Genomic DNA, 26,795 nt, shown 5'->3' with positions numbered 1-26,795 from the left:
TATTAATTGTCCTTATTAATTCGCTCTACAAGCTCATCAGTAATATCTGATGCACCACTTGCATACAAGCTCAACTGTCTATTTAGCACCAAATCTAATTTTCGCTCTTCAATTAACGCTTTCAAAGCCGCTTCACCTTTTGGTGTTAACGATTGAATAAGCTGTTGTTCTAATTCCTTCGCTTGACGCTGCATATTCGCAGCCATATTACGAATTTTATTCTGTTTCTCAGCTAATTCAGCGCGACGTTTTTTAAACTCCTCTTCAGACAAGGTTAATTCATCGCGTTTTAAATTATTTGCATCCGCTTCTAGGCTTTCTTGCTCACTTTTAAGACGAGCGTCCATAGCAGCAACTTTTTGCTTAGGTTCTTTGGCAGCTTCTTGACCAATATTACTTTGTAAAAGCGCCGCTCTAAAATCTAATACAGCCACTTCTGTCGCCTGTACACTCGTTATAAAGCATAGTGTAAAAATCGCAGTTATGAGCTTTTTCATTTTAAATCCTATTAAATAATGCGTTCTAAATTAAAAAGTAGTTCCCAACTGGAATTGGAAAAAGTCTGTCTTATCACCGCTCTTGGAATTCAAAGGACGCGCAATATTAAACGACAAAGGCGCTATTGGTGTAATCCATGTCCAACTAAACCCAACACTGAAGCGCAGTTCCTCAGGATCAATGCCTTCATTACACTGAGCATTACCAGCAAGGCAAGTATCAGTAAATACGTTACCACCATCTAAGAACAAAGCCGTCCTAACAGACTTATGGTCTTCCACCATTGGTAATGGAAAAATCAGCTCCGCAGTACCTGTCATTAGGATGTTACCACCCAATGCAGAACTAGTATTATTAGAACCAGCATCATAAGAGTTCTTAGGCCCTAAAGATGAGGCTCCATAACCCCTTACCGAATAGGATCCACCTGCATAGTAGTTTTCAAAGAAAGGAAGCGTATCTGTGTCACCATATCCTCTCCCATACCCAAGGCGACCTTTCAGGCGGAACAACCACAAATTAGAGTCTGTCAAATTCCAATAGCGCTGAGAAGTTAATCCTACCTTAGTATATTGCTGATCACCAACGGGCAGAGCGACCTCTAGCGTAGCCCTCGTTGAGTAACCATCAGTTGGCAATACCCCACCCACTAAATCGCTATCAGTCCAAGTAAGGTTCGCAATGACATCTTCATAGCTTTCACCATAATTATTAACATAATCTTTGGTTTCATTAGATGGCTCAAAACCTAACTTCACGGTACTTTCTTTTACTGTCATACCAAAAGACAAACGCTGAGTGTCCGATATAGGATAACCATAGTTAACACCCACACCTATCTCATCAAGATCATAATCTTCCACATCATCATCAGCATGATCACTGGTTTGATAGAACAGCTGGAAGCCACGACTTACACCGTCAACGGTAAAGTAAGGATTATCATAATTAACAGAGTAATCTTGTGTTTGATTGGTACGTTGCGCATTAAAGGAGAGCTTATTGCCTGTACCTAAAAAGTTGCGCTTGGAAATACCAAAACCCAGTACCGTTCCATCTTCTTGAGAGTAGCCAAGGCTCGCTTGAATACTTCCAGAAGCTTGCTCTTGAACAACCACATCCAGATCGACTTGATCCGACGTGCCCGCAACAGGACGAGTTCTTAAATCAACACTACTAAAGAAGCCGAGACGTTCAATACGGCGCTTAGAGGATTGTATTTTGGAATGAGTCGCAAGCGCCCCTTCAAACTGTGTCATTTCACGACGCAGCACTTCATCTTGGGTTTCGCTATTACCACTGAATGTGATTCGGCGAACATACACTTTTGGCCCTGGAGCAATTTGGTAACTTAAATTCACCGTATGATCATCAAACTTTTCAGGAATGACATTCACATTGGTAAATAAATAGCCATGATCACCAAGCTCTGTTGAAATGCCTTCAATAATTGAAGTCACCTGACTACGAGAAAAAACATCGCCCGTTTTTTGAGTGATCTTCGACCAAACTCGATCTTCAGAAATAGGCAAACTGCCGCTTAACGAAACTTGATTGATAGTGTACGGTTCACCCTCATCAACGTTAATAACGATGTAAACGTCGCGCTTATCGGCAGACAGACTTACTTGGCTAGAAACAACTTGAAAATCTAAATAACCCTTATCTAAATAAAAGCTTTTCAGTGTATTTATATCACCTTCAATTTTTGCTTTTGCGTATTCATCCGCAGAGCTGAAAGGGTTCCATGACCCTGTTTCGCTAGACTCAAAGTCTTTTGTCAGAGTTTCCTGATCAAACGCTTTATTGCCAACGATATTAAGGTGAACAATCTTTGCTGTATCACCTTCATCTATATTGATCACAATCCCCGTACGGTTACGAGGCATTTCATTAATCGTGATATCTACCTTAGCGCTGTATCGACCTAGTGCGTAATACTGACGCTGGAGTTCTTGAACGATCTGATTAAGGGTTTCTGGTTTATAGATTTCACCAACCTCTAAACCTGATAACTTAAGCCCCCTCTCCAAGTCTTCCGTCTTGATTAGCTCATTTCCCTCAATAGTTAGATTACCTATTGAAGGTCGCTCCTCAACATCAAAGACCAAGACATTGTTGTCTTCATAAACATCAATATCACTAAAGTAACCCGTCCTAAAAAGACCAGTAATTGCTTGATACACTTTAGCAGAGTCATACGACTCTGTTTCATTAAACCCAATAACATCGAAGGCTCTTGCTGAAGGCATCTGAACCAAGCCATCAATACGAACATCTTCTACCGTTTTCGCAAAACTCTGCACGCTTATTAAAGCCAACAATACAGCTGAAACGACTTTCACATATACCTCTCTACAAGCGGGCAATATCATTAAAAATGGCCACAGCCATTAAAGCAAATAAAAGCGAAGCGCCTATACGATAAGCCAAGGCCTGAACTCGTTCAGATACTGGCTTACGTCGAATCGCTTCAATGCCAAAAAAGACCAAATGCCCACCATCTAACATTGGAATAGGCAATAAATTAAGCACCCCCAAACTCACACTGAGGTACGCCATAAACTTCAAAAAAGACTGTACTCCGGAGTCCGCCGATGCGCTTGCCACTTTGGCAATCGTTATCGGCCCGGATAAATTATCAACGGAAATCAATCCTTGTAACATTTTCCCAATGGAGGAAACGGTTAAAGATACCATTTTATGGGTTTGCTCAACACCATAAAACAAAGCCTCGAAAACCCCATAGTGCCTCTCCCTAACAAGACTTTCATCCCATTTAGGAGGAACCACCGCCAAACCTGCATAACCAATCGCCTTGCCATCACGCTCAGTGTACTTTGGCTGTAACGTCAAATTAACCACATTTTGCTTACGCTGCACCGCCATACTAAGCGTCTGATTAGGACTACTTTGCACAGATGCGACAACCTCTTGCCAACTCGAAACAGACTGACCATTGATCGATAAAATTTCATCACCAGGCTGAAAACCTGCAGCGAAACCCGCTCCATCATCGACAACCTGAGAAATCACGGGCAGCACAGTGGGTTGCCACGGCAACAGTCCAAATGCTCGAATCAAGTTATTTGGTTCATCACCCACTAGCCAACGATCTAAATCAATCTCCTCTTCATGCAAAGAGCCGCCACTTTCAGATTGATAACGAACGATAATGGTTCCTGTTTTACCGATCAAGTCTGCTAACACTAAATTTACATCGTCCCATGACGATACAGACTCACCAGCAAGTGCCACAAGCTCATCGCCAGGCTGGATTTGCGTTTGAGAGACAGGTGATTGCGGATCAACCTGCCCTACTTTGGGCGCAACAGACTGCACACCAAGCAAAGCAACAATCGCATAAATAACGACGGCTAAAATAAAATTGGCGATAGGACCCGCCGCCACAATCGCAATACGTTGCCACACTGATTTGCAGTTGAAGGTTTGACTTTTCAAAGACTCAGAAACATTCCCCTCACGCTCGTCAAGCATGCGAACATACCCCCCAAGAGGAATCATAGCCAGAGTAAACTCCGTTCCTGTTTTACCAATATGACGATATATAGGCTTGCCAAAACCAACCGAAAAACGCAACACCTTCACACCACAGCGGCGCGCAACAAAATAATGCCCAAACTCATGAAATGTAATAAGAACACCAAGGGCAACAACAATAGAAAGAATATTCTGTATCATCAGAAACCACCACCAGAGACCAAGTCCAGAGCAAGGCGACGAGAATAAAGATCCGCCTCAAAAACATCTTCTATTGCATTAATGGAACGAATATCCGCAGACATTAACACCCTCTCATTTAAGCGGGCAATATCAAGAAAACCAATTTCACCTTTTAAAAAAGCAGAAACAGCCACTTCATTCGCGGCATTTAACACAGCCATCGCTGTGCCTTCCATAAACCAAGCGTCGGCCGCCAACTTTAAGTTAGGAAAACGCACTAAATCTGGGGACTCAAAATTCAGCCGAGCCACATCCACAAAACTCAAAGGAGGTACATTTGTCTCAATACGCTGTGGCCAACTCATACCGTACGCAATTGGAATCTTCATATCTGGATTCCCCATCTGCGCGATGACAGAACCATCAATATAAGACACCATAGAATGAACTATGCTTTCTGGGTGGACAACAACCTCCACCTCATTCGGCGTCACATCAAACAACCAACAAGCCTCAATCAGCTCTAAACCTTTATTCATTAAGGTTGCAGAATCAATGGATATTTTTTGCCCCATCGACCAATTCGGGTGCTTACAAGCTTGCTCTGGCGTCACGCTGGCCATATCTTCAATTGACCAAGATTTAAACGGACCACCAGAGGCTGTTAAAATAATACTTGCGACATCTTGCTTATGAGCGCCATTAGATGTCTGAGGTAGACTCTGATAAATAGCATTATGTTCACTGTCTATTGGTAATAAGACAACATTATTACGTGCCACCTCATCCATAAAGAGCTTCCCAGCCGTTACTAAAGACTCTTTATTGGCAAGCAAGGTTCGCTTACCTGCACGAATACCCGCTAACGTTGGCTTTAGGCCAGCAAACCCCATTATGGCAGCCATAACTTGGTCAACAGACGAGTCTGAAGCGATGCTATCTAGCGCGTCCGCTCCCCACTCAAACGAAACATCTAAGTCTTGGCACTTACTTGCCAACTCATCTCGTGCCGCCTGAGACCCCATAACAACACGCTGCGGGTTAAAACGACGGCATATATCTGCCATTTTATCCACGCTTTGATTCGCTGAGGCACTTACCAAAAAAAATTTATCTGGGTGCTGAGCGATAACATCCAACGTGCTTTGACCAATCGATCCTGTTGCACCTAAAAGACAAATGCCTTGCATCAAAGCCATCCCACCAAACTAAGCATTAACACAAAAATAGGAGCCGCCGCCGTCAGGCTATCCACACGATCCATAACGCCACCATGACCTGGAATTAAATGACTTGAATCTTTTAGCTCTTCATGGCGCTTAAACAAACTCTCGGTTAAATCACCTAACACAGAGACAAATGAAGTAATCAAACCAATCGCAGCCAAAATGAACCATTGATTTAACGTAAAATCACTCAATTGAGCAAATACAACCAAACCAACTTGGGTAAGCAGCAAGCCACCAATAACGCCTTCCCACGATTTGCCAGGGCTAACAAAGCGGGCTAATTTTCTTTTACCAAAAGCACGACCAGCAAAATAGGCTCCCGTATCAGCGCCCCAAATAAGCCCCATAAGAAGCAGAATCCAAACAACAAAATCACCTGACTGGCGCAATACAACCAAAGACGACCATGTCGTTACCAATACAAGGGCGCCAAACACCAAACGACTGCTTTTAAACTTCCACAATAAAGGAACGGGGTAACGAATCACCCAAAACAACGCAAGAGCCCATAAAACCGGGCTAATAGTCAGCGACGCACTCTGCAAATCTCTATCAAGAACCACAAAACATATAGCACCTACTGCCGCTGCAAAAGCAACGCGACCCAATTGACTTCGCACGCCAGACAATCTGGCCCACTCCCAGCCAGCCAGTACAACAACAGCCGCCATTGCAAAAACAAAACTAGAAGCGCCCAAGACAAAAACAGCATAAATAAACAGAAAAGCCATGACAATGGCGCTAAAAATTCTGGGGAGTAACATAGTTATCGACCACCATAACGACGTTGACGGTTTTGATAAGTTTGAACAGCCTCATCGAAATGCGATTGATCAAAATCTGGCCACAATACCGGAAGAAAGACAAACTCAGAATAGGCAGTCTGCCAAAGCATAAAATTACTAATTCGCTCCTCTCCTGAGGTTCGAATCAACAGATCTGGCGGGGGCAAATCGGCCAACTGCACGTGCTCAGCCAACGAAGATTCATTAATATCTTCTGGCAACAATTCGCCAGCAGCAACACGCTCTGCCATTTTCTTGGCCGCTTCAGCAATATCCCAGCGACCACCATAATTTGCCGCAATGACAAGCGTCATCTGATCATTATTTTTTGTTGCATCTTCGGTGCTTTGAATCTGCTCTCGTAGTCCCTGACTAAAGCCAGACAAATCACCGATTACTCGCAAGCGGATTTTATGCTCATTGAGTCGTTTCAACTCTTTTTTCAAAGAACGCATAAACAACTTCATCAAACCATCCACTTCCAACTTTGGGCGTTTCCAGTTCTCGCTTGAAAATGCGAATAGTGTTAGCACTTTAACACCAGCTCTAGCAGACGCTTCAACAACACGGCGAACCGCAGCAGCACCGGCTGTATGACCCGCAATGCTCGGAAGATGTTTTTTCTTTGCCCAGCGATTATTGCCATCCATAATAATGGCAATATGATCAGGCACGACTACTGAATTAATATCAGCGCCATCCAATTCAGACATAGCATTACCCTAGTCAACAAAAAAAGCGAGCTCGAAAGCTCGCTCCTTCCATTAGATTTCCATCAAGTCTTTTTCTTTCGCAGCAAGACGCTCTTCAACAAGAGCAACATACTTGTCAGTAATTTTTTGAACTTGATCTTGTGCACGACGATCATCGTCTTCAGAAATCTCTTTTTCTTTCACTAGGTCTTTCAAAGAACTGTTCGCATCACGACGAATGTTACGGATGGAAATACGACCATTTTCCGCTTCATTCTTAGCTTGCTTAAAATAATTCTTACGCGTTTCCTCTGTCAGAGCAGGCATAGGAATTCGAATAAGATTACCATTTGTCGCTGGATTTAAACCAAGATCAGATTTCATAATGGCTTTTTCAATCTCAGGAACCAAGTTATTTTCCCAAGGAGACACACCCAATGTACGTGCATCTTCAACGGTAATATTCGCCACTTGGCTTAGTGGTGTCTCTGAACCGTAATAGTTCACTTTCACTGAGTCCAATATACTTGGGTGTGCACGACCTGTACGGATTTTTTTAAACGCAGATTCAACAGAAGCCACTGCTTTGCCCATACGGTCTTCTGCGTCTTTAAGAATTTCGTTAATCATAATTTCCTCACTTAATCAGTGTACCTTCACTGCCACCAACCATGATATTCACCAAGGCTCCGGGCTTATTCATATTAAATACGCGTATTGGCATAGAATGGTCACGAGTCAAACAAATGGCAGTTAAGTCCATAACGCCTAATTGCTTTTCAAGCACTTCATCGTAACCCAATGTATCATATTTCACGGCAGTAGGATCTTTCATAGGATCGGCAGAATAAACACCATCCACCTTTGTTGCTTTCATTACGACATCTGCATCAATCTCAATGCCGCGTAAACAAGCAGCAGAGTCAGTTGTAAAGAAAGGGTTCCCTGTACCAGCAGAGAAAATAAGCACATCACCTTCTTTCATCAGTCGCATCGCACGACGTCTGTCATAAGGCTCAACAATTCCTGTCATAGTAATAGCCGACATTACACGTGTTGCAATATTCGCTCGTTCTAATGCGTCTCGCATTGCCAGTGCATTCATAACGGTCGCCAGCATCCCCATATGGTCGCCAGTTACTCGATCCATACCAGCCTGACTCAACGCCTGACCACGGAACAAATTACCGCCACCAATAACAATACCTACTTCAACACCAATACCACGCAACTGCCCTATCTCTAACGCAATGCGGTTTAACACTTTAGGGTCAATACCAAATGACTCATCGCCCATCAAGGCTTCGCCGCTTAGCTTAAGCAAAATTCTTTTGTATTTTGGACTCTTTTCTTTTGGCATATCAACCTCCGGCAATGATTTCATTTCTTGAATAACTGAGGTCAATCTAACCGACACTCATCGCACTCATCTCTCATAAAAAGGGGCAGTCAAGCTGCCCCTTTTTTTTTCGCAAGACATTACAACTAGGAATTAACCTTTAAGTTGTGCTGCTACTTCTGCTGCAAAATCCACTTCAGCAACTTCAATACCTTCACCTACTTCAAGGCGAATGAATGAAGTAACGGTTGCGCCAGCGTCTTTAACTAGCTGACCAACTTTAACTTCTGGATTCTTAACGAAAGGCTGTTCAGTCAAGCTGTTTTCAGCCAAGAACTTCTTCATACGACCAACAATCATTTTATCAACGATTTCTGCTGGTTTACCAGCCATGTCTGGCTGCGCACGAACAATCTCTTCTTCTTTTGCAAGAACTTCAGCAGGCATATCTTCACCGTTAACAACGCGAGGAGATACTGCAGCTACGTGCATAGAAACATCTTTAGCCAATTCAGCGTCGCCGCCTTCAAGCTGAGTCAATACAGCGATTTGGCCATTACCGTGAAGGTAACCACCTACTAAACCGCCCTCAACGATAACAGCACGACGAGGTGTGATGTTTTCACCGATTTTTTGAACCAAAGCTTCACGAGCTTCAAGCATTTCGCCTGAAATCACTTTCTCCATGTCAGTTTCTTTCGTTGCAAACACAACGTCAGCTACTTTATTAGCGAAAGAGATGAAACCTTCGTCACGAGAAGCGAAGTCAGTTTCAGAGTTAACTTCAACCAAGACACCGTAAGATGCATCATCAGCTACACGCATAATGATTGTACCTTCAGCTGCAGTACGGCCAGCTTTTTTAGCTGCCTTCATGCCACTTGATTTACGTAGTTCTTCGATAGCCACTTCGATATCAGCGTTAGCAGCGACAAGTGCTTTTTTACACTCCATCATGCCTAGGCCAGTACGATCACGTAGCTCTTTTACCAATGCTGCAGATACTGCGGCCATGTTAAATCCTCTTTATACCAATTCAAATTTAAAAAAGGAGGCAAGACACCTCCCTTTAGAAACCAGAGTAAACTAGAAAGTTTACTTACGCTTCAGTTGCTTCGCTTACTTCAACGAATTCATCTGCAGTTCCAGCAGTCGCATTACGACCTTCAAGAACAGCATCAGCAAAAGCGCCTACGTACAACTGAACAGCGCGAATCGCGTCATCGTTAGCTGGGATGATGTAATCAACACCATCTGGATCACTGTTAGTATCGACGATACCGATAACAGGAATACCTAATTTGTTAGCTTCTTTGATTGCAATACGTTCATGGTCAACGTCAACTACGAACAATACATCTGGAAGGCCGCCCATATCCTTGATACCACCCATAGAAAGCTCCAATTTATCAAGCTCACGAGTACGCATCAAAGCTTCTTTCTTAGTCAGCTTATCAAAAGTACCATCGGACATTTGTGTTTCAAGCTCACGTAGGCGCTTGATAGATGCACGAATAGTTTTGTAGTTAGTCAACATACCACCTAACCAACGGTGGTTAACGTATGGCATACCAGAGCGAGCAGCTTGCTCTTTGATCGTTTTAGATGCAGCACGCTTAGTACCAACAAACAAAACCTTGTTCTTGTTTTCAGCCATTTTTTTAACAAGCTCAAGAGCGTTGTTAAGAGCTGGAACTGTGTGCTCAAGGTTAATGATGTGAATCTTGTTACGAGCACCGAAAATGAAAGGCTTCATTTTTGGGTTCCAGTAACGAGTTTGGTGACCGAAGTGTGAACCAACCAATAATAGGTCGCGCATAGAAACTGTAGGCATTTTACTATCCTTTAAATTTGGGTTGTTTATGCTTACCAGCTAAAAGCGTCAGTCATATAAGGTTTAAGGCAACCTAAGACACCCAAGACACTTTCTTTAATAGCGGCAAGATCGTTGATTTAAGTAATTTCACTTATTTCAGGCACAAGCCTGATAAGCCGGCGTTTTATACCACATTTAACCCCAAACCAAAAGACCTGAGCGTATTTTTTACACCCCATCATCTGCACGTTTTTTTCATTTAGAGAGGCGATTCTACCGCTCAAGTCATGTAGAATACTTCGCAACCCCGTTTCTATGTAGACATAAACCAAATTAAGACACGTGAATCATGAGCAACGAAATCTTAGAAAAAGTCGAAGCATTAACCAAAGATGGTCGAGTTGACGCGCCTAGCTGGACTCCGCGCCCAGCTTCAACGCGCTTCACAGACATAAGCGATATTGAAGGCATGCGTACAGCAGGCAAATTAGCCGCTGACGTTTTAGTGATGCTGGAAGAGTTTGTTGTTCCAGGTGTGACAACCGAACAACTAGACATTATTGCTCACAATTACATCATTAAAGAGCAAGGCGCCATTCCTGCACCTTTGAACTACCATGGCTTTCCCAAGTCCTGCTGCACATCAGTCAACGATGTTATATGCCATGGCATTCCAAATGATAAAGCCTTAAAAAAAGGCGATGTAGTAAACATCGACATCACTATCATAAAAGATGGCTACTATGGTGATACGAGCAAAATGTTCTTTGCTGGCCCAGCTCTTCCTCACGCAGAACGACTTGCAAAAGTCACGCAAGAGGCACTTTACCTTGCCATTGATATGGTTAAGCCTGGCGCCCGCCTAGGTGATATTGGCGCAGCCATTTCAGCCTACGCACACAAACACCACTATTCAGTTGTTGAAGAATACTGCGGACACGGCGTTGGAACGACCTTCCACGGCGAACCTCAGGTTGCCCATTATGGTACACCAGGTACAGGCGTGATACTGGAAGAAGGCATGACCCTGACGATTGAGCCAATGATCAACGCTGGCAAAAAACAAGTTAAACACACTGGACCAGACAACTGGATTGCAAAAACCAAAGACGGGCGACTGTCTGCACAATACGAACACACCTTGCTCGTTACTGCTGATGGCGTTGAAGTACTAACTCGTCGACCAGAAGAAACTCGCTTCTCATAAGAGAAGCGAGCTAATACATGATTAAATAATTCACGGCTGACTTCACAAACACCAATAACAACGATTCATTCTTCGAGGCTTTTGTATGGACTTCCCTGCTTTTCCAGACGCTCCGCCACTACTGACAACGGAAGAAAAAAACGAACTTTCCAAAACGGGCTGTTCGATTCCCCGCTACAAAGCCATTATTGAAGAAAAAACGAACAGCTATAATGACCTTTTTCATTCTCTATACCCCATTGAGAAACTCGTTAAAGGCCTATCCTGTCTTTATGACGAAATCATGCAGGCAGCATGGATATCTAAGGGGTTAGACAACGAAGCTCATGTAAGCCTTGTTGCGGTTGGCGGATACGGCCGCGGAGAGCTGCACCCGAAATCAGACATAGACCTACTCATTCTGATCAAAAATGAAACACTGGCTCCCAAAGATAAAATAGAGTCATTCATCACCTTCTTGTGGGATATTAATTTAGATGTCGGCCATAGCGTCAGAACCATTGACGAATGCACCGAAATGGCAGCAAAAGACATCACGGTTATCACAAATTTAATCGAATCTCGCACATTGATCGGCCCTGATGACCTATTAGCCACACTCAAATTGCATGTAGATATCTCGCAAATGTGGGATGGGCACTCTTTTTATCAGGCCAAGCTGGCAGAGCAAAAGCAGCGCCATGCAAAATACCAGAACACAGCATACAACTTAGAACCCAACCTAAAAGAATGCCCTGGTGGACTTAGGGACATGCAAGTGATCGATTGGGTTGCTAAACGTCACCTGCACACTAACAGACTTAGCGCCCTCATCGAAAAAGAGTTTTTGTCAGAAGATGAGTACATACAAATAAAGGGTGCCGTCAGCCATCTTTGGAGAGTCAGATGGGCTCTACACATGGTTGCAGGGCGCAAAGAAGATCGCTTACTTTTTGACCACCAGCGCACCTTAACCAAATTATTTGGCTTTGATGATGATGACCTGAAGCGCAACGTTGAACGCTTCATGCAAGGCTACTATCAGAGCGTTGCCGCCATCCAACAACTAAACGACTTGCTCCTTCAGCATTTCGAAGAATCTTTCTTAGCAAAAGACGCGGTAGATACAGTCGAAATCATTAACGATCACTTTCAAATTGCCAATGGTCAACTTGAAGCACGCTCTGCAACACTATTTAGCGACACACCTTCCAGCATGCTGGAGCTGTACGTTTTATATGGAGAGTATGAAAATATAAAAGGCATTCGAGCTAATACCATGCGACAACTTCGCGACAGTTTAGACTTGATTGACGACGACTTTAGAAATGACAAAGTCAATACAGACCTATTCCTCGACATCATTGCCAGTCGCTACAGACTGACAAGCATCTTAAGGTCAATGAAACACCTTGGACTACTAGGCAGATATTTGCCTGAGTTTGGCGCCATTATTGGTCAAATGCAGCATGACTTATTTCATATTTATACCGTTGATGCCCACACCCTTCAACTTGTTGAAAACTTGCGTCGCCTTTGGCTACCTGAGTTTAAGCAAAAGTTTCCGATTTCCGCACAAGCCATTCGACACATAGCAAAAGTTGAGCTTTTATACATAGCAGGCTTATATCACGATATCGCCAAAGGTCGTGGGGGAGATCATTCTGAGCTTGGCTGTGTCGATGCTCAAGCTTTCTGTGAACGCCATGGTCTATCTAAAAGGGATACTGAACTGGTTGTCTGGCTGGTTCGAAATCACCTATTTATGTCGGTAACGGCTCAGCGCAAAGACATCTCCGACCCAGAAGTCATCTGGGAGTTTGCTAGCTACGTTAAAGACCAAGAGCACCTAGATTATTTATTTATACTCACCGTCGCCGACATAAATGCGACGAACCCAACGATGTGGAACAGCTGGCGTGCATCATTAATGCGCCAATTGTATCTGGAAACCAAACGCGCCCTTCGCCGCGGGCTGGATTTTCCTATCGATGCAGACATGATCAGCGATGAGCATAAACAACGAGCTTTAGAAATCATGATTGAGCGTAATGTCGATATCATGGAAGCAGAAAATATATGGGAAACCATTGAAGAGGAATATTTCATTCGCTCAAACGGTGACGAAATTGCTTGGAACACAGAGGCAATCTTACGCCATCGCCCAAGCGACAAACCTCTGATTGCCATCACCCCTCTGGGTGGACGCAATTTCTCTGGTGCCAGTAAAATTTTCATCTACACCCCAATTAGTAAGCACCTCTTTGCGGTAACCGCGGCGACTTTCGAGCAATTGGGCTTAACCATTTTAGATGCAAAAATAAGTCATACTAGTGACAACTACAGCCTAGATAGCTTTGTCGTGATGGACAGCAATGACAACGAAACCAACTTGCATCTAGACAAGGAACGTATCACCCTGATTCGCAAAACCTTGATGGAGCAATTAGAAACGCCTTCAATGTTTGAAAGTGTGGTACAACGCCATACGCCAAGAATTTTGAAAATATTTAACTCTCCTTCAACCGCTCATTTTGTTAGCCAACCAGAAGAAGTATGGTCGGCACTCGAAATAACCGCTCCAGACAGACCGGGGCTATTGGCGTTAGTTGGACAGTTTTTTATGAACCACAACATCATGTTACACAAGGCTAAAATCGCCACTTTAGGCGAACGAGTAGAAGACACCTTTTACATCACGGATGAAAATGGTGATCTAATTACCGACCCTGATAACATGAATACTATCTGCGAACTTTTAAAAGAGAAAATAGATCGTTTCTCTCAAGCAATGGACTAAAGACAAATGAACCCTCTTATACATTCTTTGCACCCATACCCATTTCAGAAGCTCGCAGAGCTAATAGAAGGGTTAGCACCAAATCCAGAAAAGCCATTGATTAAATTAACCATTGGCGAGCCTCAACACGAAGCACCTGCGATTGTTTTAGACACCCTAGCCAAAAGCTTAGCTGGCGTAAGCAAGTACCCAAGTACAAAGGGGGAGCTCCCTCTTAGACAGGCAATTAGCAATTGGGCGACTAAACGCTTTAACCTCAAGGCACTTAACCCAGACACAGAAATCCTGCCAGTAACAGGAACCCGTGAAGCACTGTTTGCTATCACACAAACACTGGTTGGTGAAAAACAGAACGCTCTTGTCGTCAGCCCAAACCCGTTTTATCAAATTTATGAAGGTGCAGGGATACTTGCTGGAGCAAAACTACACTTCCTACCCTGTGGAGCAGAAACAAACTACAGAGTAAATTACCAAGAAGTTAGTGATCAGGTATGGCAACAGTGTGAAGTACTGTTTGTCTGCTCGCCCAACAACCCAAGTGGCAGTATTACGACACTAGAGGAATACGCTTACCTAATAGAAAAAGCCAAAACCTTTAATTTCACCATTGTGGCAGATGAATGCTATTCAGAGATCTACTTTGGTGACCAACCACCTCTGGGCTTACTAGAAGCCTGCGATAAACTGGGTCACACAGATTATAAGCACTGCCTAATCTTCCAGTCTCTGTCCAAGCGCTCTAATCTACCTGGCCTTCGGTCAGGGTTTGTTGCCGGTGATGCCTCTATTCTTAAGCCATTTTTGTTGTATCGCACCTATCAAGGGTGTGCCATGCCGATTCACCATCAAGATGCCTCCATTGCCGCTTGGAATGATGAAGAGCATGTCATCAAAAATCGCCAAATATACACTCGCAAATTTGATTCCGTTTTGGAAATATTATCGCCTGTAATGCCTATCTCAAAGCCTGAAGCTGGTTTTTATCTCTGGCCTGAATTAAATATGACAGATGAAGAATTTTGCACCTCGCTTTATCAAGAAGAGTCAGTTTTAGTTTTACCTGGCAGCTATTTAGGTAGAGAAGACAATGGCCGCAATCCTGGTAGTAGACATGTTCGTATGGCCCTGGTTGCTGAAGAATCTGAGTGCGTTGAGGCAGCCAAAAGAATCAGAGACTTCCTCAGTCGTCGATAACACCCCTAACCCCTTTAGTTAAACAACTCAGTTGGAGAATAGACATGAGTAACACAATTTTCGCATTCGGACTTGGTATCGGTGCACAAAATAAAGAAGGCAACTGGCTAGAAGTTTTCTACCCAACACCAAGCCTTAACGTTGAAAAAAGCACGCTAGATGCTTTACTAGAAAGCACCAACTACGAAGGCGGAAATAGCACATTGGTACTTGATGAGGGCGACTTAAATCGTCTTCACATGAGCCTATTAAAAGCGGGAAACATTGAGCAAGCCGAGCTAGCTTCTCGCCTAAAAGCATCTACAAAGCCTGTTATCCTTTGCATACTTGCAACAGACGAAGCGCCAACAAATCCTGCTGAAGTGTATTTAAAACTGCAGCTTATTTCGCACCGTCTAGTACAACCGCACAACACCGTATTGGATGGCATGTTTGGCCTACTAATCAATACTGCATGGACAAGCGAAGGCCCTATCGATGTTCGAGAATTGGCTGATCGTCAGTTAAGCGCTCGCATGGAAGGACGCACAATAGAAGTATTCAGTGTTGATAAATTCCCTAAAATGTTGAACTTCGTCGTTCCTGCTGGCATTCGTGTCGGTGATGCTGCTCGCGTGCGTTTGGGTGCTCATCTAGCAGAAGGCACAACCGTCATGCACGAAGGTTTTGTAAACTTCAATGCAGGCACTCTAGGCAACAGCATGGTGGAAGGACGTATTTCTGCTGGTGTAGTGGTCGGTAATGGTTCTGATCTTGGTGGTGGCTGTTCAACAATGGGCACATTGTCTGGCGGCGGCAACATCGTTATCGCTGTTGGCGAAAAATGTCTAATCGGTGCTAATGCTGGTATTGGTATTGGTCTTGGCGACCGCTGTATCGTTGAATCTGGTCTTTACATTACTGCTGGATCAAAAGTCGCTGTTTTGGATGAAAACAACCAAGTTGTATCAACAGTAAAAGCGCGCGAACTTTCTGGCCAATCAGACCTTCTATTCCGCCGCAACTCTGCTACTGGCGCAATCGAATGCAAGACAAACAAAACCGCTATCGAGTTAAACGAAGCGTTGCACGCACATAACTAATAACCACACCTAAAAGGCCATTTTGCGCAGATCAAAATGGCCTTTAACGGAATTTGCTATGATTACTATATTTGGTATAAAAAACTGCGATACGATGAAAAAAGCCTTTCGCTGGCTTGATGACAACAACCTTGAATACCACTTCCATGACTACAAAAAAGCAGGTGTTGATGAAACATTGGCCAAGACATGGGTAGAGGCATTGGGTTGGGAAAACGTCATTAATAAACGTGGCACTACGTGGCGCAAGCTAGACGATGAAGTAAAAAACACAATAGACAGCGAAAAAGCAGTTAACATTATGCTTGCTCAGCCATCTATTATTAAGCGACCTCTATTAATGCTAGACAACTCAGAGTTTTTACTCGGCTTTAGTAGCGAAGAATACGCAGAAAAATTACTTTAATCAAAAGCAGGTGTGTAAATACGAGGCATTTCTTTTCGCTGTATGTCTGGCGTGACAGTTGGTACATAAGCAGAATTGGAGGTATCAGAACGTATTACAGGAACAAAGTACGATTCTTGAGTAACAGGCGGCGCAAAAAGACTGCAACCAGCTGAAATCAACCCTAAAAAAACAACAACACCTAACTTCATAAGCCCACCTTTATCCGAATCTCCTGTTATAGTAACAGGATCTTCTATAAGGTAGCGAAAACCAACACAAAGGTAAAGAATGTCAGACTTGTCCCCAACGCTAAAACTTGCCCTAGATCTCATTTCTCGCCCATCAGTGACACCAGTAGACGCCGGCTGTCAGGATCTAATGATTGAGCGACTAAAGAACATTGGCTTCGAGATTGAACACATGCCCTTTGGAGAAGTGAAGAACTTCTACGCAAAACGCGGAACTTCCGGGCCAAACCTGTGTTTTGCAGGCCACACGGATGTCGTGCCAACGGGACCAGAAACAGAATGGAAAATACCGCCATTCTCTCCTAGCATTGTAGATGGCATGCTTTATGGGCGTGGTGCTGCGGATATGAAAGGCAGCCTTGCTGCTATGGTGACAGCGGTTGAAGATTTTGTTGCTAAATACCCAAATCACCAAGGACAAATCTCTTTTTTGATTACCAGCGACGAGGAAGGCCCTTTCGTAGACGGCACAACCCGAGTGGTCGATGCGCTTATAGAACGAGAGGAAAAAGTTGATTGGTGTATTGTTGGCGAACCTTCCAGCACTAAAACACTGGGCGATATTATAAAAAATGGCCGTCGAGGCTCATTCAGTGGCGATTTAACCATATACGGAAAACAAGGCCACGTTGCATACCCTCATTTGGCAGAAAACCCTATTCATCTAGCTGCGCCAGCACTTGATGAAATGGCAAAAGCCCACTGGGACAACGGTAATGACTTTTTTCCACCAACAAGCTTTCAAATATCCAACATTCAGTCTGGCACAGGTGCAACCAACGTTGTTCCAGGTAAATTGAATGCTCAATTTAACTTCCGCTTTTCTTCTGAGCTGGACTTCGATGCGCTTAAAGCGCGCGTAATTGAGATCCTAGACAAGCACAACCTTCGCTATGACATCGAATGGACCTATAATGGTTTACCATTCTTAACTCGCCCCGGCGAACTTGTTGATGCCATTGTTGAGGCTGTTAAAACGACCGTCAATATCACCCCTGAATTATCGACGTCAGGAGGCACTTCTGATGGCCGATTTATCGCTAAAATGGGAACACAAGTTGTAGAACTGGGCCCTATTAACGCCACAATCCATCAAGTAAATGAGTGTGTTGATGCTGAAAGCTTAAATCAGCTTTCGACAATATACGCTCGTATACTTGAAAATCTTTTTACTGAAAAAAAGTAGCCTACAGGCAGAGCACCCATTCAATCCAACATGAAGAACGCCATACATAAATTAGCCATGAAACTGGGAAACAATCCTAGACAAGCACTGATCAAAATGATCCAAGGCGGTCTTGTGTTTGTTTTTGGGGTACTCATACTCATGGTTGCTGATCGCGTTATTGTAGAATCTCTCACACAAGAGATTATGGCGCTGTTTGGCTTGATTCTCGCTGGCTGCGGGGTGCTCTGGACTTTATTTGGCTATATATGCATGAGTGTTCTCAGGATTTACCACATGATCAACAAGAAGGATTAGAACGATGCAAGCAGATATTGAAATATATGTATTGTCCTGCCCGACAGAAAAAATCATATCTTGGCTAGAAAGCACTTTTACTATCATCGATAAAAGCAGCCCCTCGTCACTCTGCACTAAAGTGACAATTGCCATAGACACTAATGAAATTGACGTCACCATTTTAGAACAAGCCGCAGGAAAGCGCTTCACCTCTGTCTGGTTTGACTCAGACAAAACCCCTTGGAAGGACGATATTGCTTGCGCCAAGCAAGCATTTGAAGCCCTTAACTGTGAAATACGTTGCAACTTTCAGGGATGGGAAGAAGAAGGCAACCAAGATCCAGACCAATGGTGGCGCATTAATAGCCACGAAGAAGGCCCTTTCATTTGGAATTAATGCGCTGCTCAAAAACAGCAATATATTATTAGAGATTTTTATACATGCAAATAACACTTCTAAAAGGCAAACTCCACATGGCCAGCGTTACTCAAGCTGAGCTTTGGTACGACGGTTCTTGTGCAATAGACAAAGACTTGGTTGAGCTAGCAGGATTCAGAGAGTTTGAACAAATAGACATCTATAACGTTGATAATGGTGAACGCTTTCATACCTACGTCATCCTAGCAGAATCAGGGTCAGGTACAATTTCCATGAATGGCGCAGCAGCAAGAAAAGTCCAAGTAGGCGATAGAGTGATCATCGCAGCCTATGGACAACTGGATGAAACTGAAGCAGATGAATTCAAACCTAAACTCGTCTATTTAAACAAAGACAATAGCGTAGAGCGCACCACCAACACGATTCCAGTACAGAAAGACTAATTTTATATCTACTTAAAAAATTACTTTCATGAAATACAAAAAAAGCCCCTTCCAAAATAGGCAAGGGGCTTTTTTATATGCAACCGCAAATTACGCCAATGCGGCTAATGCAGCTTCATAGTTAGGTTCATCTGCTGTTTCAGCAACTTGCTCGGTATAAATGACAGTACCGTTTTCATCCAAAACAATCACAGAACGAGACAAAAGACCGGTTAACGGGCCTGTTGCAAAAGCAAGACCGTAATCTTTGCCGAACGTTGAACGGAAAGTAGAACCAGTATCGACATTATCAATACCTTCTGCACCACAAAAGCGCGCTGCCGCAAAAGGCAGATCAGCAGAAACGCAAATAACATTCACGCCTTTTAATGCTGCCGCAGATTCATTAAATTTACGAATAGACATGGCACAAGTCGGTGTATCAACCGATGGAAAAATATTCAAAACCAGCTTAGCGCCTTGGTAATCGGCCAAAGTAGCTACAGACAAATCCGTTTTCACCAACTCAAATGCTGGTGCTGCAGAACCTACAGCAGGAAGAGTTCCAACGGTTTCAAAAGGATTACCTTTTAACGTAACAGTTGCCATACATACCTCTTAAATTAAATAAAGAATTAACCGCGAATAATAGAAACGTTTTCTGCTTGCTTGCCTTTCTCGCCTTCAGTGACGTAAAAACGCACCAACTGACCTTCAACAAGAAAGCGACGACCACGGCCACGGATAGCGCGGTAATGAACAAATACATCATCACCATTTTCCATCGTTAAAAAGCCAAAGCCTTTTGAAGAATTAAACCACTTAACAGTCCCCTGCTCGCGGTCATCATCTTCGTCTTCATCAGAGTCAGAGTCCATACTGGCGGAGCTGACCTGGCTAACCATAGCGCCAACATAAACAGACACTAGAATAAAGGCGAAATACACTAAGAAGTTTGCACCCATTTCTTCTTTTAGCACGCCCGCAATAAGCAGAGGTACAACCAAAGCGATAACAAGGCTGACGATAAACGTGCGCAGGGAAAACAAACCAGAACCAACAGAAGACCCTTTGTTATGTGAAACATTATCCTGATGATCATTCATAAAATATATCTCTTATTAAATTAAATATTATCGTGAAGCGGAGGCCATCCTAGAAAAACAGACTCCGTATTAGTACGTATAGTGAATAAATAAATATTATTACTAAACTCTTTTTAAAATCACTGTGTGAAGCGAAAGAAGATAGTAGTAAAATACTTACCTTCATTTTAGAGCAATTTTCACGCCACTCTACACATAAAATGACTAATAGCTAAATCATATATTTGTATAGAATTGCTTATAAAATACGAATTTAGTTTCATAAGGTTAACACACAGAAGGTATCTATGAACACCTCACAAATCAATCAACGCATCGACGAATTAGAATTCAAACTACAATTTCAAGAAGACACAATTGACAGTTTAAACCGAGCTTTAATCAGCCAACAAAAAGACATGTTGCTAATTCAAGAAAAGCTCGTCTTATTAGGAAACCAGTTGGAGTCCTATCGACAGCAACAGCCTATTCACGATGGAGATAAGCCTCCCCACTATTAACGCTTCGAGCGCTATTCTGAGCTATCTAGAGATTTTAGAACATAAATGTCGAATCGCCCCGACTTTCCTTCCAATTGGTAAGTTGGTTCGACATTATTTAAATAAGGAGCCCCTTTTGGTCGCTTAACCACCACTCGGTACTCCGCTAACGCCATGGCATAAGGAAATAAGCTATCTGCGTCCTCATCCTTGCCAACCAAGTCTCTAAAGAACGCCATTTCTTTTTTGGCCGCAGCAGAAGATTTTTCAGTATGAGGGTACATAGGATCTAAATACACAACATCAAACTTTTCGTCACTATCGATGCCGGTGATATCCGTGTCCAACAGCTGCATTCTTTTTGCGATCTCAGCCACTTCACAATGAAACGACGCTCGATATAAGCCATCTTTCAACATAGCCCTAACAAAACCAACGCGCTCACACAGCGATACAGAGCAACCAAGACACGCTAAGACAAAAGCATCACGACCTAACCCAGCAGTGGCATCTAACACAGACAAGTTAGCACGTTTATTCAACCCAACCGCTTTGGCTATATCCTGCCCTTTGCCACCACCAAAGCGCCGCCTGTGATCAACAGCACCAGAGGTAAAATCAACATAAACTGGCTTTGGTGCCCCTTTCCCTGTTTTTGCAATAGCCAGTCCCTCCGTTGTATTAAGCAGGAGGTAGTCATACTGAGAAACAAATTTAATCGGATCACGCAAAGACATAAAGCTAAGATCAAGTGACTTTGACAACAAACGAGATTCAGCCTCTAGAAGCTTATCAGACGCTGCTACAGCAATAGAATTAGGCAAAAGGAACGCTCTCCGAAAACCATGAAACGGGCTTGAAATAGGTTCAGCCTACCATTTAAAACAACAGTAGGCCGTCAACCTTTCTCCATTTATTCCGCCGCTTTTTTATAGCACGACAGAGATACACATTTATAAAATATAAACGATAAACAGAAGAATAAAGCCTAAAACAAGGCGATATATGAAAAAAGGGAAAAAACCAATCGTGTTTAGCCATTTTAGGAACAGATAAATACAACAATAAGCACTTATCGCCGACAAAATAACGCCAGCAAGAATACTTCCCCAATCAACGGCTAAATTAGATGACGCCAGTTCAACCGTCTTTAAACCACCAGCCGCTAAAATCAACGGAATAGACAGAAGAAAAGAAAACTTTGCCGCTGCCTCACGACCAAATCCCAGAAAGCGTGCAGCAGTCATGGTAATACCGGAACGTGATGTTCCAGGAATTAATGCAAGAGCTTGAGCAAAACCAATACAAAGAACGCTCTTTATACCGAAATCACGCTCTGTTTTATTCGATGTACCGTATTTATCAGACAACCAAAGCAAAACACCAAAGCCGATAGTGGTATACGCAATAACCTCTAAAGAACGTAAGTGTGTACTGATAAAGTCATCAAACAGCAAACCTGCTGCACAAGCCGGTAAGGTAGCTAACACGATCCACCAAGCTAGACGACTTTCAGGTGTAGACTGTCTAGTCTTTAGGGACACAAACCAAGCAACAACAATGGCAAAAATATCTTTCCTGAAATAGCCAAGGATGGCCATTAAAGTGCCAACATGAACAGCGACATCAAAGGCCAAACCTTGGTCTGGCCAATGAAGTAATTGAGCTGGGAGAATTAAATGAGCAGAACTTGAAATTGGCAGAAACTCAGTAAGACCCTGTATTACTGCCAAAAAAACAATGTGATACCACAACATAGTTTGTTATCGCTTTCCTATCCTTGGAGCTTGCTTTTCCCAGCTTATTTCATCTCTCAAATAGGTCGGTATTGCTTCATAAGAAGATACCGTCGCACCCTGTTGAAATTGAAGCATAGCTAGATCAGCAATACATGCTGCTCGAGGGGCAGCATCCGTTAAAATGTACTCTGGAGCAGCAGGCATTAATGAACTAAGAATGTCTTCATAACACCAGCCAGAACCTACGCCGTTATAGTGTTCAGTAAAACCTTTTAGGGATTCGGGCTTCACAACACACTCATCAATCAATGACTCTATTACATAGCGGCCTTCCACTTTATTAACAGTGCAACCACCCATGTAAATCTCCCCCATACGGGCATCAAGGGCAGCCAGCCAACGATTTTTTCCGGTTTTCTGAAAACCTTCCAGAGATAGAGCCGCCAATGTCGATACAGGAATAACAGGCAAATCAGCACCAAAGGCAAGCCCCTGCACAACACCCGCACTTATTCTCAGACCAGTAAAAGAGCCGGGCCCTCTTCCAAATGCAATAGCATCTAGATCTAACAGGGTAATACCAGCTTGGTCTAGAATTTGATCGACCATAGGAAGAATCAGATCATTATGAAGACGTGGCGCCATGCGAAAATCTTCTAACACAACGCCATTCAAATTCAACGCCACAGAACATGCAGGCGTTGAGGTATCAAGAGCTAAAATGACCGACATGAACTCATTAAGCCTTTAGTGATTCTAAAAGATTTTGCTTAATTTCATTCAAATCGCCAATACCGTTGACTTTAACGAACTTAGGAGCAGTTGCACTATCTGCTTTCAGCCAATCTTGGTAATAACCAATCAGAGGCGCTGTTTGATCATGGTAAACACCTAAGCGAAGACGAACAGTTTCTTCTGTATCATCAGCACGCTGTACAAGGTCATCCCCTGTTACATCGTCCTTACCTTCTACTTTCGGCGGGTTGTACACAATGTGGTATGTACGGCCTGACGCTTCATGGACACGACGTCCACTCATGCGCTTAACAATCTCTTCATCTGGCACATCGATTTCAACAACATAATCGATCTTAACACCAGCGTCTTTTAGAGCATCCGCTTGAGGAATCGTACGAGGAAAACCATCAAACAACGCACCATTAACACAATCGTCTTGTGTTAGGCGCTCTTTTACCAAACCAATAATAATATCATCTGAAACAAGCTGACCTGCGTCCATAACCGCTTTGGCTTTTAAACCCATTTCGCTTCCTGCTTTCACGGCGGCACGCAGCATGTCTCCAGTAGAGATTTGTGGAATACCAAACTCTTCTGTAATAAATTGAGCTTGAGTGCCTTTACCAGCGCCTGGCGCACCTAATAATATTACTCGCATAAACGTCTCCAAAAGACAGAGTTAACTGATAAGCAAGGCTAACTGACACAGCGCACCATCAACGTGCAAAAAGCACGGCAGCACTATGAAAAATTACACCATTTGCATACTAATAAATTGAATGGCCGCCAAGCATACCCAAGCAGCCATCCTTTATGCAAATTTACCTGCCTTTTTTTATGTTTTTCTTACTCATATTGAGCATTTATCAACCATATTTGTAATTAGCCCGTATTTTGCATACCACTGGCAATGCCCGCCATGGTTATCATAAGAGCTTTGTTGACCTCTGCATTATCTTCGTCCTTACGACTACGATACAAAAGCTCGGCCTGCAAATAGTGCAATGGATCAATGTAAGGGTTACGAACATCGATAGACTGACGAATCGTTTTGTTGTCTTCGATTAAGCGCTCTTGCTGTTTAAGCATCTTCACAAGCTCACTCACTTGCTTTAGCTTACCCCGTAATAATCGCCCTAATCCCTGAAGCTCTTCCCCAACCAAACGCTTCTCATAATATTCAGCAATTTCTGGTTCAGCCTTTGCCAATACCATGTCGAGCATGTCTAGGTAAGCACCAAAAAAAGGCCATTTTTTATGCATTTCGCGCAGCTTTTCTAAGTTTCCGGATTCAACGCCTTGTTGCAATGCACTCTCGGCACCCAGCCAAGCCGGCAACATCAGACGAATTTGCATCCACGCAAAAATCCAAGGAATTGCTCGCAAACTTTCAACGCCACCGTCTGAACGGCGACGGGCAGGACGAGAACCTAAAGGCAATTTAGCCAACTCTTGTTCCGGCGTGGTTGCCCTAAAGTAAGGAACAAAATCTTCATGACCACGAACGATAGAGCGATATTGATTCATGCCCACTTCCGCCATCTCATCCATAATGGCACGCCACTCCTCTTTCGGAGCTTCAGCAGGTATCAAAGACGCTTCCATAACAGCAGAACAATACAATTCCAAAGAGCGAACAGCGATGTCAGGAATACCAAATTTGAAGCGAATCATTTCACCTTGCTCGGTCACACGAATCGCACCATTAACCGAACCTGGAGGTTGGGACAAAATCGCCACATGAGCTGGGCCGCCGCCACGACCAACGGTACCACCACGACCATGGAACAAGGTCAGATGAATACCATGTTTCTTACAAAGACGCGTCAAGGCCTCTTGCGCTCGATATTGCCCCCATGTCGCCGCAATTTGGCCAGCATCTTTAGCCGAATCAGAATAACCAATCATCACCTCTTGATGACCGTTAATATAAGATTTGTACCAAGGCAACGAGAACAATTGCTCAATAATTGGCTCAGCATTATCCAAATCCGCAAGGGTTTCAAACAATGGCACTATTCGCATCGGGAAGGCCACACCGGACTCTTTCAGCATTAAAGCAACAGCCAACACATCAGAAGGCGCACTGGCCATTGAAATGACATAAGAACCGAACGAATTCTGCTCACCGTTGGCAATCATTTTAAACGTATCGAGGACTTCTTTAACTTCGGCTGTTGGCGTCCACTCCATAGGCAAAAGAGGACGTTTTGAATTTAGTTCGGTAAGCAAAAAAGCTTGGCGAGAAGCTTCATCCCACTCGGCGTAATCTCCCAACCCATAGAAGCGAGTAATGGCAGACAGCGCATCAATATGGCGAGAGGCATCCTGACGCACATCCAAACGCACAAGCGTTGCGCCAAAAGTAGCTGCACAACGAATAAGGTCAAGCAATGAACCATTGGCAATAACCTTCATACCGCAATCTAACAGAGACTGATAACACAGTATTAGATCGTCCTTAAGCTCTTGTATATCAAGAAATATCTCTTCATCAGTTGTTGGCTTACCTTCCAAACACGCTTTCGCCCAATTTTTGGTCGCTAGCATTTTATTTTCTAGGTGACGCAGGACTTCGCGATAAGGTTGCGCACTGTCCCCAACGCGTTCGCGCAAAGCGGCATTACATTGGGTCATAGAAAATTCAGAACGCAGTGTATTCAGATCTTTGATGTAAAGATCTGCCGCCATCCAGCGAGCCAACAAAGCCACTTCTTTTGTTACTGTGTGCGTTACATTTGGATTGCCATCTCTATCGCCACCCATCCAAGTTGCAAAACGAATCGGCGCTAAATCTAAGGGCAAACGGTCTTCTTTTGAAAACTTACTAAACTGCTCATCGAGTTGGCGAAAAAAGCGAGGGACTGCTTGCCATAAAGACTGCTCAATAACAGCAAAGCCCCACTTAGCCTCATCTACAGGAGTCGGACGTTCTTCACGGATTTCATCGGTATGCCAAGCCTGAGTGATGATTTCTTTCAGGCGACGAATGTGTTTCGTCTCTTCTAGTGGCAGAATATTATCTTTATCAAGCGCTTCTAGCTCAGTGGAAATATTGTCGTATTTACGAATCAAAGATCGACGTACCACTTCCGTAGGATGCGCTGTGAGAACTAATTCAATAGATTGAGACTGCAAAGAAGCAATCATTTGCTCGGCGGTAAAGTTCTTCTTATCGAGGCGAGCCAATAAATCCCCTACAGGATTATGATAAACCCCCAAACTCTCGTTTGTACGTCTACGATGAACTCGGTGATACTGCTCTGCGATATTAGATAAGTTTAAAAACTGGTTGAAAGCCCGCGCGACAGGAACAATTTCTTTATCATCTAACTCTTCTAAAGCTTGAATAAGAGCGGCTGAGTCTCCTGATTGACGCCCATCTTTTGAAAGCATTCGAATATTTTCTACTTTCTCAAGAAAACCTTCGCCTAAATGATTACTCATGCTTTCGCCAAGACAATCTCCTAGCAACCTAACATTTTCACGTAATGACGCCTGACGATCACTCACTGCACCCTCCTTA

28 protein-coding genes are annotated in these 26,795 nt (G+C 43.5%); 10 read left to right on the top strand and 18 right to left on the bottom strand.

Features of this window, described 5'->3' with window-relative positions; translation table 11 throughout:
* Positions 1-2: 2 nt before the first annotated feature.
* The 10 genes from DFP75_RS16705 to rpsB all read right to left on the bottom strand — a co-directional run bounded on the left by DFP75_RS16705 (position 3) and on the right by rpsB (position 10,061).
* Positions 3-497: an OmpH/Skp family outer membrane protein gene (locus tag DFP75_RS16705; RefSeq protein ID WP_110577190.1), complete on the bottom strand. Its 495-nt coding sequence runs from the start codon at positions 495-497 to the stop codon at positions 3-5.
* A 30-nt stretch (positions 498-527) separates the two neighbouring features.
* Entirely contained in the window at positions 528-2,843 is a 2,316-nt protein-coding gene (gene bamA / locus DFP75_RS16700; protein WP_245927084.1) for an outer membrane protein assembly factor BamA, read from the bottom strand.
* 10 nt (positions 2,844-2,853) lie between these two features.
* Positions 2,854-4,200 carry an RIP metalloprotease RseP gene (gene rseP, locus DFP75_RS16695; RefSeq protein ID WP_110577188.1) on the bottom strand — a complete coding sequence of 449 codons (1,347 nt, stop codon included), beginning with the start codon at positions 4,198-4,200 and terminating at the stop codon, positions 2,854-2,856.
* A complete protein-coding gene (ispC, locus tag DFP75_RS16690; RefSeq protein ID WP_110577240.1) occupies positions 4,200-5,372 on the bottom strand; it encodes a 1-deoxy-D-xylulose-5-phosphate reductoisomerase in 1,173 nt (390 codons plus the stop codon). Before ispC ends, rseP begins: the two co-directional genes overlap by 1 nt.
* Complete coding sequence (locus DFP75_RS16685) at positions 5,372-6,175, bottom strand: phosphatidate cytidylyltransferase (protein ID WP_110577187.1); 804 nt, start codon at positions 6,173-6,175, stop codon at positions 5,372-5,374. The genes ispC and DFP75_RS16685 overlap by 1 nt, the downstream gene beginning before the upstream one ends.
* A gap of 2 nt (positions 6,176-6,177) precedes the next feature.
* A complete protein-coding gene (gene uppS / locus DFP75_RS16680) occupies positions 6,178-6,909 on the bottom strand; it encodes a polyprenyl diphosphate synthase (protein WP_110577186.1) in 732 nt (243 codons plus the stop codon).
* 51 nt (positions 6,910-6,960) lie between these two features.
* The gene (frr, locus tag DFP75_RS16675; protein WP_110577185.1) at positions 6,961-7,518 is read right to left on the bottom strand and encodes a ribosome recycling factor; all 558 of its coding nucleotides are present in this window, start codon (positions 7,516-7,518) and stop codon (positions 6,961-6,963) included.
* A 7-nt stretch (positions 7,519-7,525) separates the two neighbouring features.
* A complete protein-coding gene (gene pyrH, locus DFP75_RS16670) occupies positions 7,526-8,248 on the bottom strand; it encodes a UMP kinase (protein WP_110577184.1) in 723 nt (240 codons plus the stop codon).
* Between the two features lie 132 nt (positions 8,249-8,380).
* A complete protein-coding gene (gene tsf, locus DFP75_RS16665) occupies positions 8,381-9,241 on the bottom strand; it encodes a translation elongation factor Ts (RefSeq protein ID WP_110577183.1) in 861 nt (286 codons plus the stop codon).
* An 85-nt stretch (positions 9,242-9,326) separates the two neighbouring features.
* Positions 9,327-10,061, bottom strand: coding sequence for a 30S ribosomal protein S2 (gene rpsB / locus DFP75_RS16660; protein WP_110577182.1), 735 nt, complete (start codon positions 10,059-10,061; stop codon positions 9,327-9,329).
* 331 nt (positions 10,062-10,392) lie between these two features.
* Between rpsB and map the strand changes: the two genes are divergently transcribed.
* From map to DFP75_RS16635, 5 genes are all read left to right on the top strand, one after another.
* Positions 10,393-11,250 (top strand): type I methionyl aminopeptidase, encoded by an 858-nt coding sequence (gene map, locus DFP75_RS16655; RefSeq protein ID WP_175404950.1) that lies wholly within the window; start codon positions 10,393-10,395, stop codon positions 11,248-11,250.
* 85 nt (positions 11,251-11,335) lie between these two features.
* Positions 11,336-14,029: a [protein-PII] uridylyltransferase gene (gene glnD / locus DFP75_RS16650; RefSeq protein WP_110577181.1), complete on the top strand. Its 2,694-nt coding sequence runs from the start codon at positions 11,336-11,338 to the stop codon at positions 14,027-14,029.
* A 6-nt stretch (positions 14,030-14,035) separates the two neighbouring features.
* Positions 14,036-15,223: a succinyldiaminopimelate transaminase gene (gene dapC / locus DFP75_RS16645; protein WP_110577180.1), complete on the top strand. Its 1,188-nt coding sequence runs from the start codon at positions 14,036-14,038 to the stop codon at positions 15,221-15,223.
* A 44-nt stretch (positions 15,224-15,267) separates the two neighbouring features.
* Positions 15,268-16,305, top strand: coding sequence for a 2,3,4,5-tetrahydropyridine-2,6-dicarboxylate N-succinyltransferase (gene dapD, locus DFP75_RS16640; RefSeq protein WP_110577179.1), 1,038 nt, complete (start codon positions 15,268-15,270; stop codon positions 16,303-16,305).
* Positions 16,306-16,363: 58 nt separating this feature from the next.
* Positions 16,364-16,711 carry an ArsC family reductase gene (locus DFP75_RS16635; protein ID WP_110577178.1) on the top strand — a complete coding sequence of 116 codons (348 nt, stop codon included), beginning with the start codon at positions 16,364-16,366 and terminating at the stop codon, positions 16,709-16,711.
* Here the strand turns inward: DFP75_RS16635 and DFP75_RS16630 are convergent.
* Positions 16,708-16,902 carry a hypothetical protein gene (locus tag DFP75_RS16630; RefSeq protein WP_110577177.1) on the bottom strand — a complete coding sequence of 65 codons (195 nt, stop codon included), beginning with the start codon at positions 16,900-16,902 and terminating at the stop codon, positions 16,708-16,710. The two genes, DFP75_RS16635 and DFP75_RS16630, sit on opposite strands and share 4 nt — an antisense overlap.
* A gap of 79 nt (positions 16,903-16,981) precedes the next feature.
* Between DFP75_RS16630 and dapE the strand changes: the two genes are divergently transcribed.
* The 4 genes from dapE to panD are packed head-to-tail and all read left to right on the top strand — an operon-like array spanning position 16,982 to position 19,228.
* Positions 16,982-18,127, top strand: coding sequence for a succinyl-diaminopimelate desuccinylase (dapE, locus tag DFP75_RS16625; protein WP_110577176.1), 1,146 nt, complete (start codon positions 16,982-16,984; stop codon positions 18,125-18,127).
* Between the two features lie 30 nt (positions 18,128-18,157).
* Positions 18,158-18,424, top strand: coding sequence for a hypothetical protein (locus tag DFP75_RS16620; RefSeq protein ID WP_110577175.1), 267 nt, complete (start codon positions 18,158-18,160; stop codon positions 18,422-18,424).
* A 4-nt stretch (positions 18,425-18,428) separates the two neighbouring features.
* Positions 18,429-18,803, top strand: coding sequence for a hypothetical protein (locus DFP75_RS16615; protein ID WP_110577174.1), 375 nt, complete (start codon positions 18,429-18,431; stop codon positions 18,801-18,803).
* 44 nt (positions 18,804-18,847) lie between these two features.
* Entirely contained in the window at positions 18,848-19,228 is a 381-nt protein-coding gene (panD, locus tag DFP75_RS16610; protein ID WP_110577173.1) for an aspartate 1-decarboxylase, read from the top strand.
* A 90-nt stretch (positions 19,229-19,318) separates the two neighbouring features.
* On the opposite strand, the gene tpx is transcribed toward panD, so the two are convergent.
* Both tpx and DFP75_RS18725 read right to left on the bottom strand, forming a co-directional pair.
* Positions 19,319-19,816, bottom strand: coding sequence for a thiol peroxidase (gene tpx, locus DFP75_RS16605; RefSeq protein WP_110577172.1), 498 nt, complete (start codon positions 19,814-19,816; stop codon positions 19,319-19,321).
* A 26-nt stretch (positions 19,817-19,842) separates the two neighbouring features.
* Positions 19,843-20,313, bottom strand: coding sequence for a cold-shock protein (locus DFP75_RS18725; protein ID WP_110577171.1), 471 nt, complete (start codon positions 20,311-20,313; stop codon positions 19,843-19,845).
* Between the two features lie 287 nt (positions 20,314-20,600).
* On the opposite strand from DFP75_RS18725, the gene DFP75_RS16595 reads away from it, so the two are divergent.
* Entirely contained in the window at positions 20,601-20,813 is a 213-nt protein-coding gene (locus DFP75_RS16595) for a SlyX family protein (protein ID WP_110577170.1), read from the top strand.
* Positions 20,814-20,824: 11 nt separating this feature from the next.
* Here DFP75_RS16595 and DFP75_RS16590 read toward each other — a convergent pair whose 3' ends face one another.
* The 5 genes from DFP75_RS16590 to ppc all read right to left on the bottom strand — a co-directional run bounded on the left by DFP75_RS16590 (position 20,825) and on the right by ppc (position 26,782).
* Positions 20,825-21,616 (bottom strand): class I SAM-dependent methyltransferase, encoded by a 792-nt coding sequence (locus tag DFP75_RS16590; protein WP_110577169.1) that lies wholly within the window; start codon positions 21,614-21,616, stop codon positions 20,825-20,827.
* Positions 21,617-21,745: 129 nt separating this feature from the next.
* On the bottom strand, positions 21,746-22,549 hold the full coding sequence (locus tag DFP75_RS16585; protein WP_110577168.1) for an undecaprenyl-diphosphate phosphatase: 804 nt from the start codon (positions 22,547-22,549) through the stop codon (positions 21,746-21,748).
* A 6-nt stretch (positions 22,550-22,555) separates the two neighbouring features.
* Positions 22,556-23,263 (bottom strand): tRNA (adenosine(37)-N6)-threonylcarbamoyltransferase complex dimerization subunit type 1 TsaB, encoded by a 708-nt coding sequence (gene tsaB / locus DFP75_RS16580; RefSeq protein ID WP_110577167.1) that lies wholly within the window; start codon positions 23,261-23,263, stop codon positions 22,556-22,558.
* A 7-nt stretch (positions 23,264-23,270) separates the two neighbouring features.
* Positions 23,271-23,927, bottom strand: a complete 657-nt coding sequence (gene adk / locus DFP75_RS16575) for an adenylate kinase (protein ID WP_110577166.1) — start codon at positions 23,925-23,927, stop codon at positions 23,271-23,273.
* Between the two features lie 224 nt (positions 23,928-24,151).
* Entirely contained in the window at positions 24,152-26,782 is a 2,631-nt protein-coding gene (ppc, locus tag DFP75_RS16570) for a phosphoenolpyruvate carboxylase (protein ID WP_110577165.1), read from the bottom strand.
* Positions 26,783-26,795: the final 13 nt, after the last annotated feature.

This window comes from Marinomonas alcarazii, assembly GCF_003208215.1.
GTDB lineage: Bacteria > Pseudomonadota > Gammaproteobacteria > Pseudomonadales > Marinomonadaceae > Marinomonas > Marinomonas alcarazii.
Note: the sequence above shows the minus strand (reverse complement) of the source record. Positions and strands in the feature narration are given on the sequence as shown.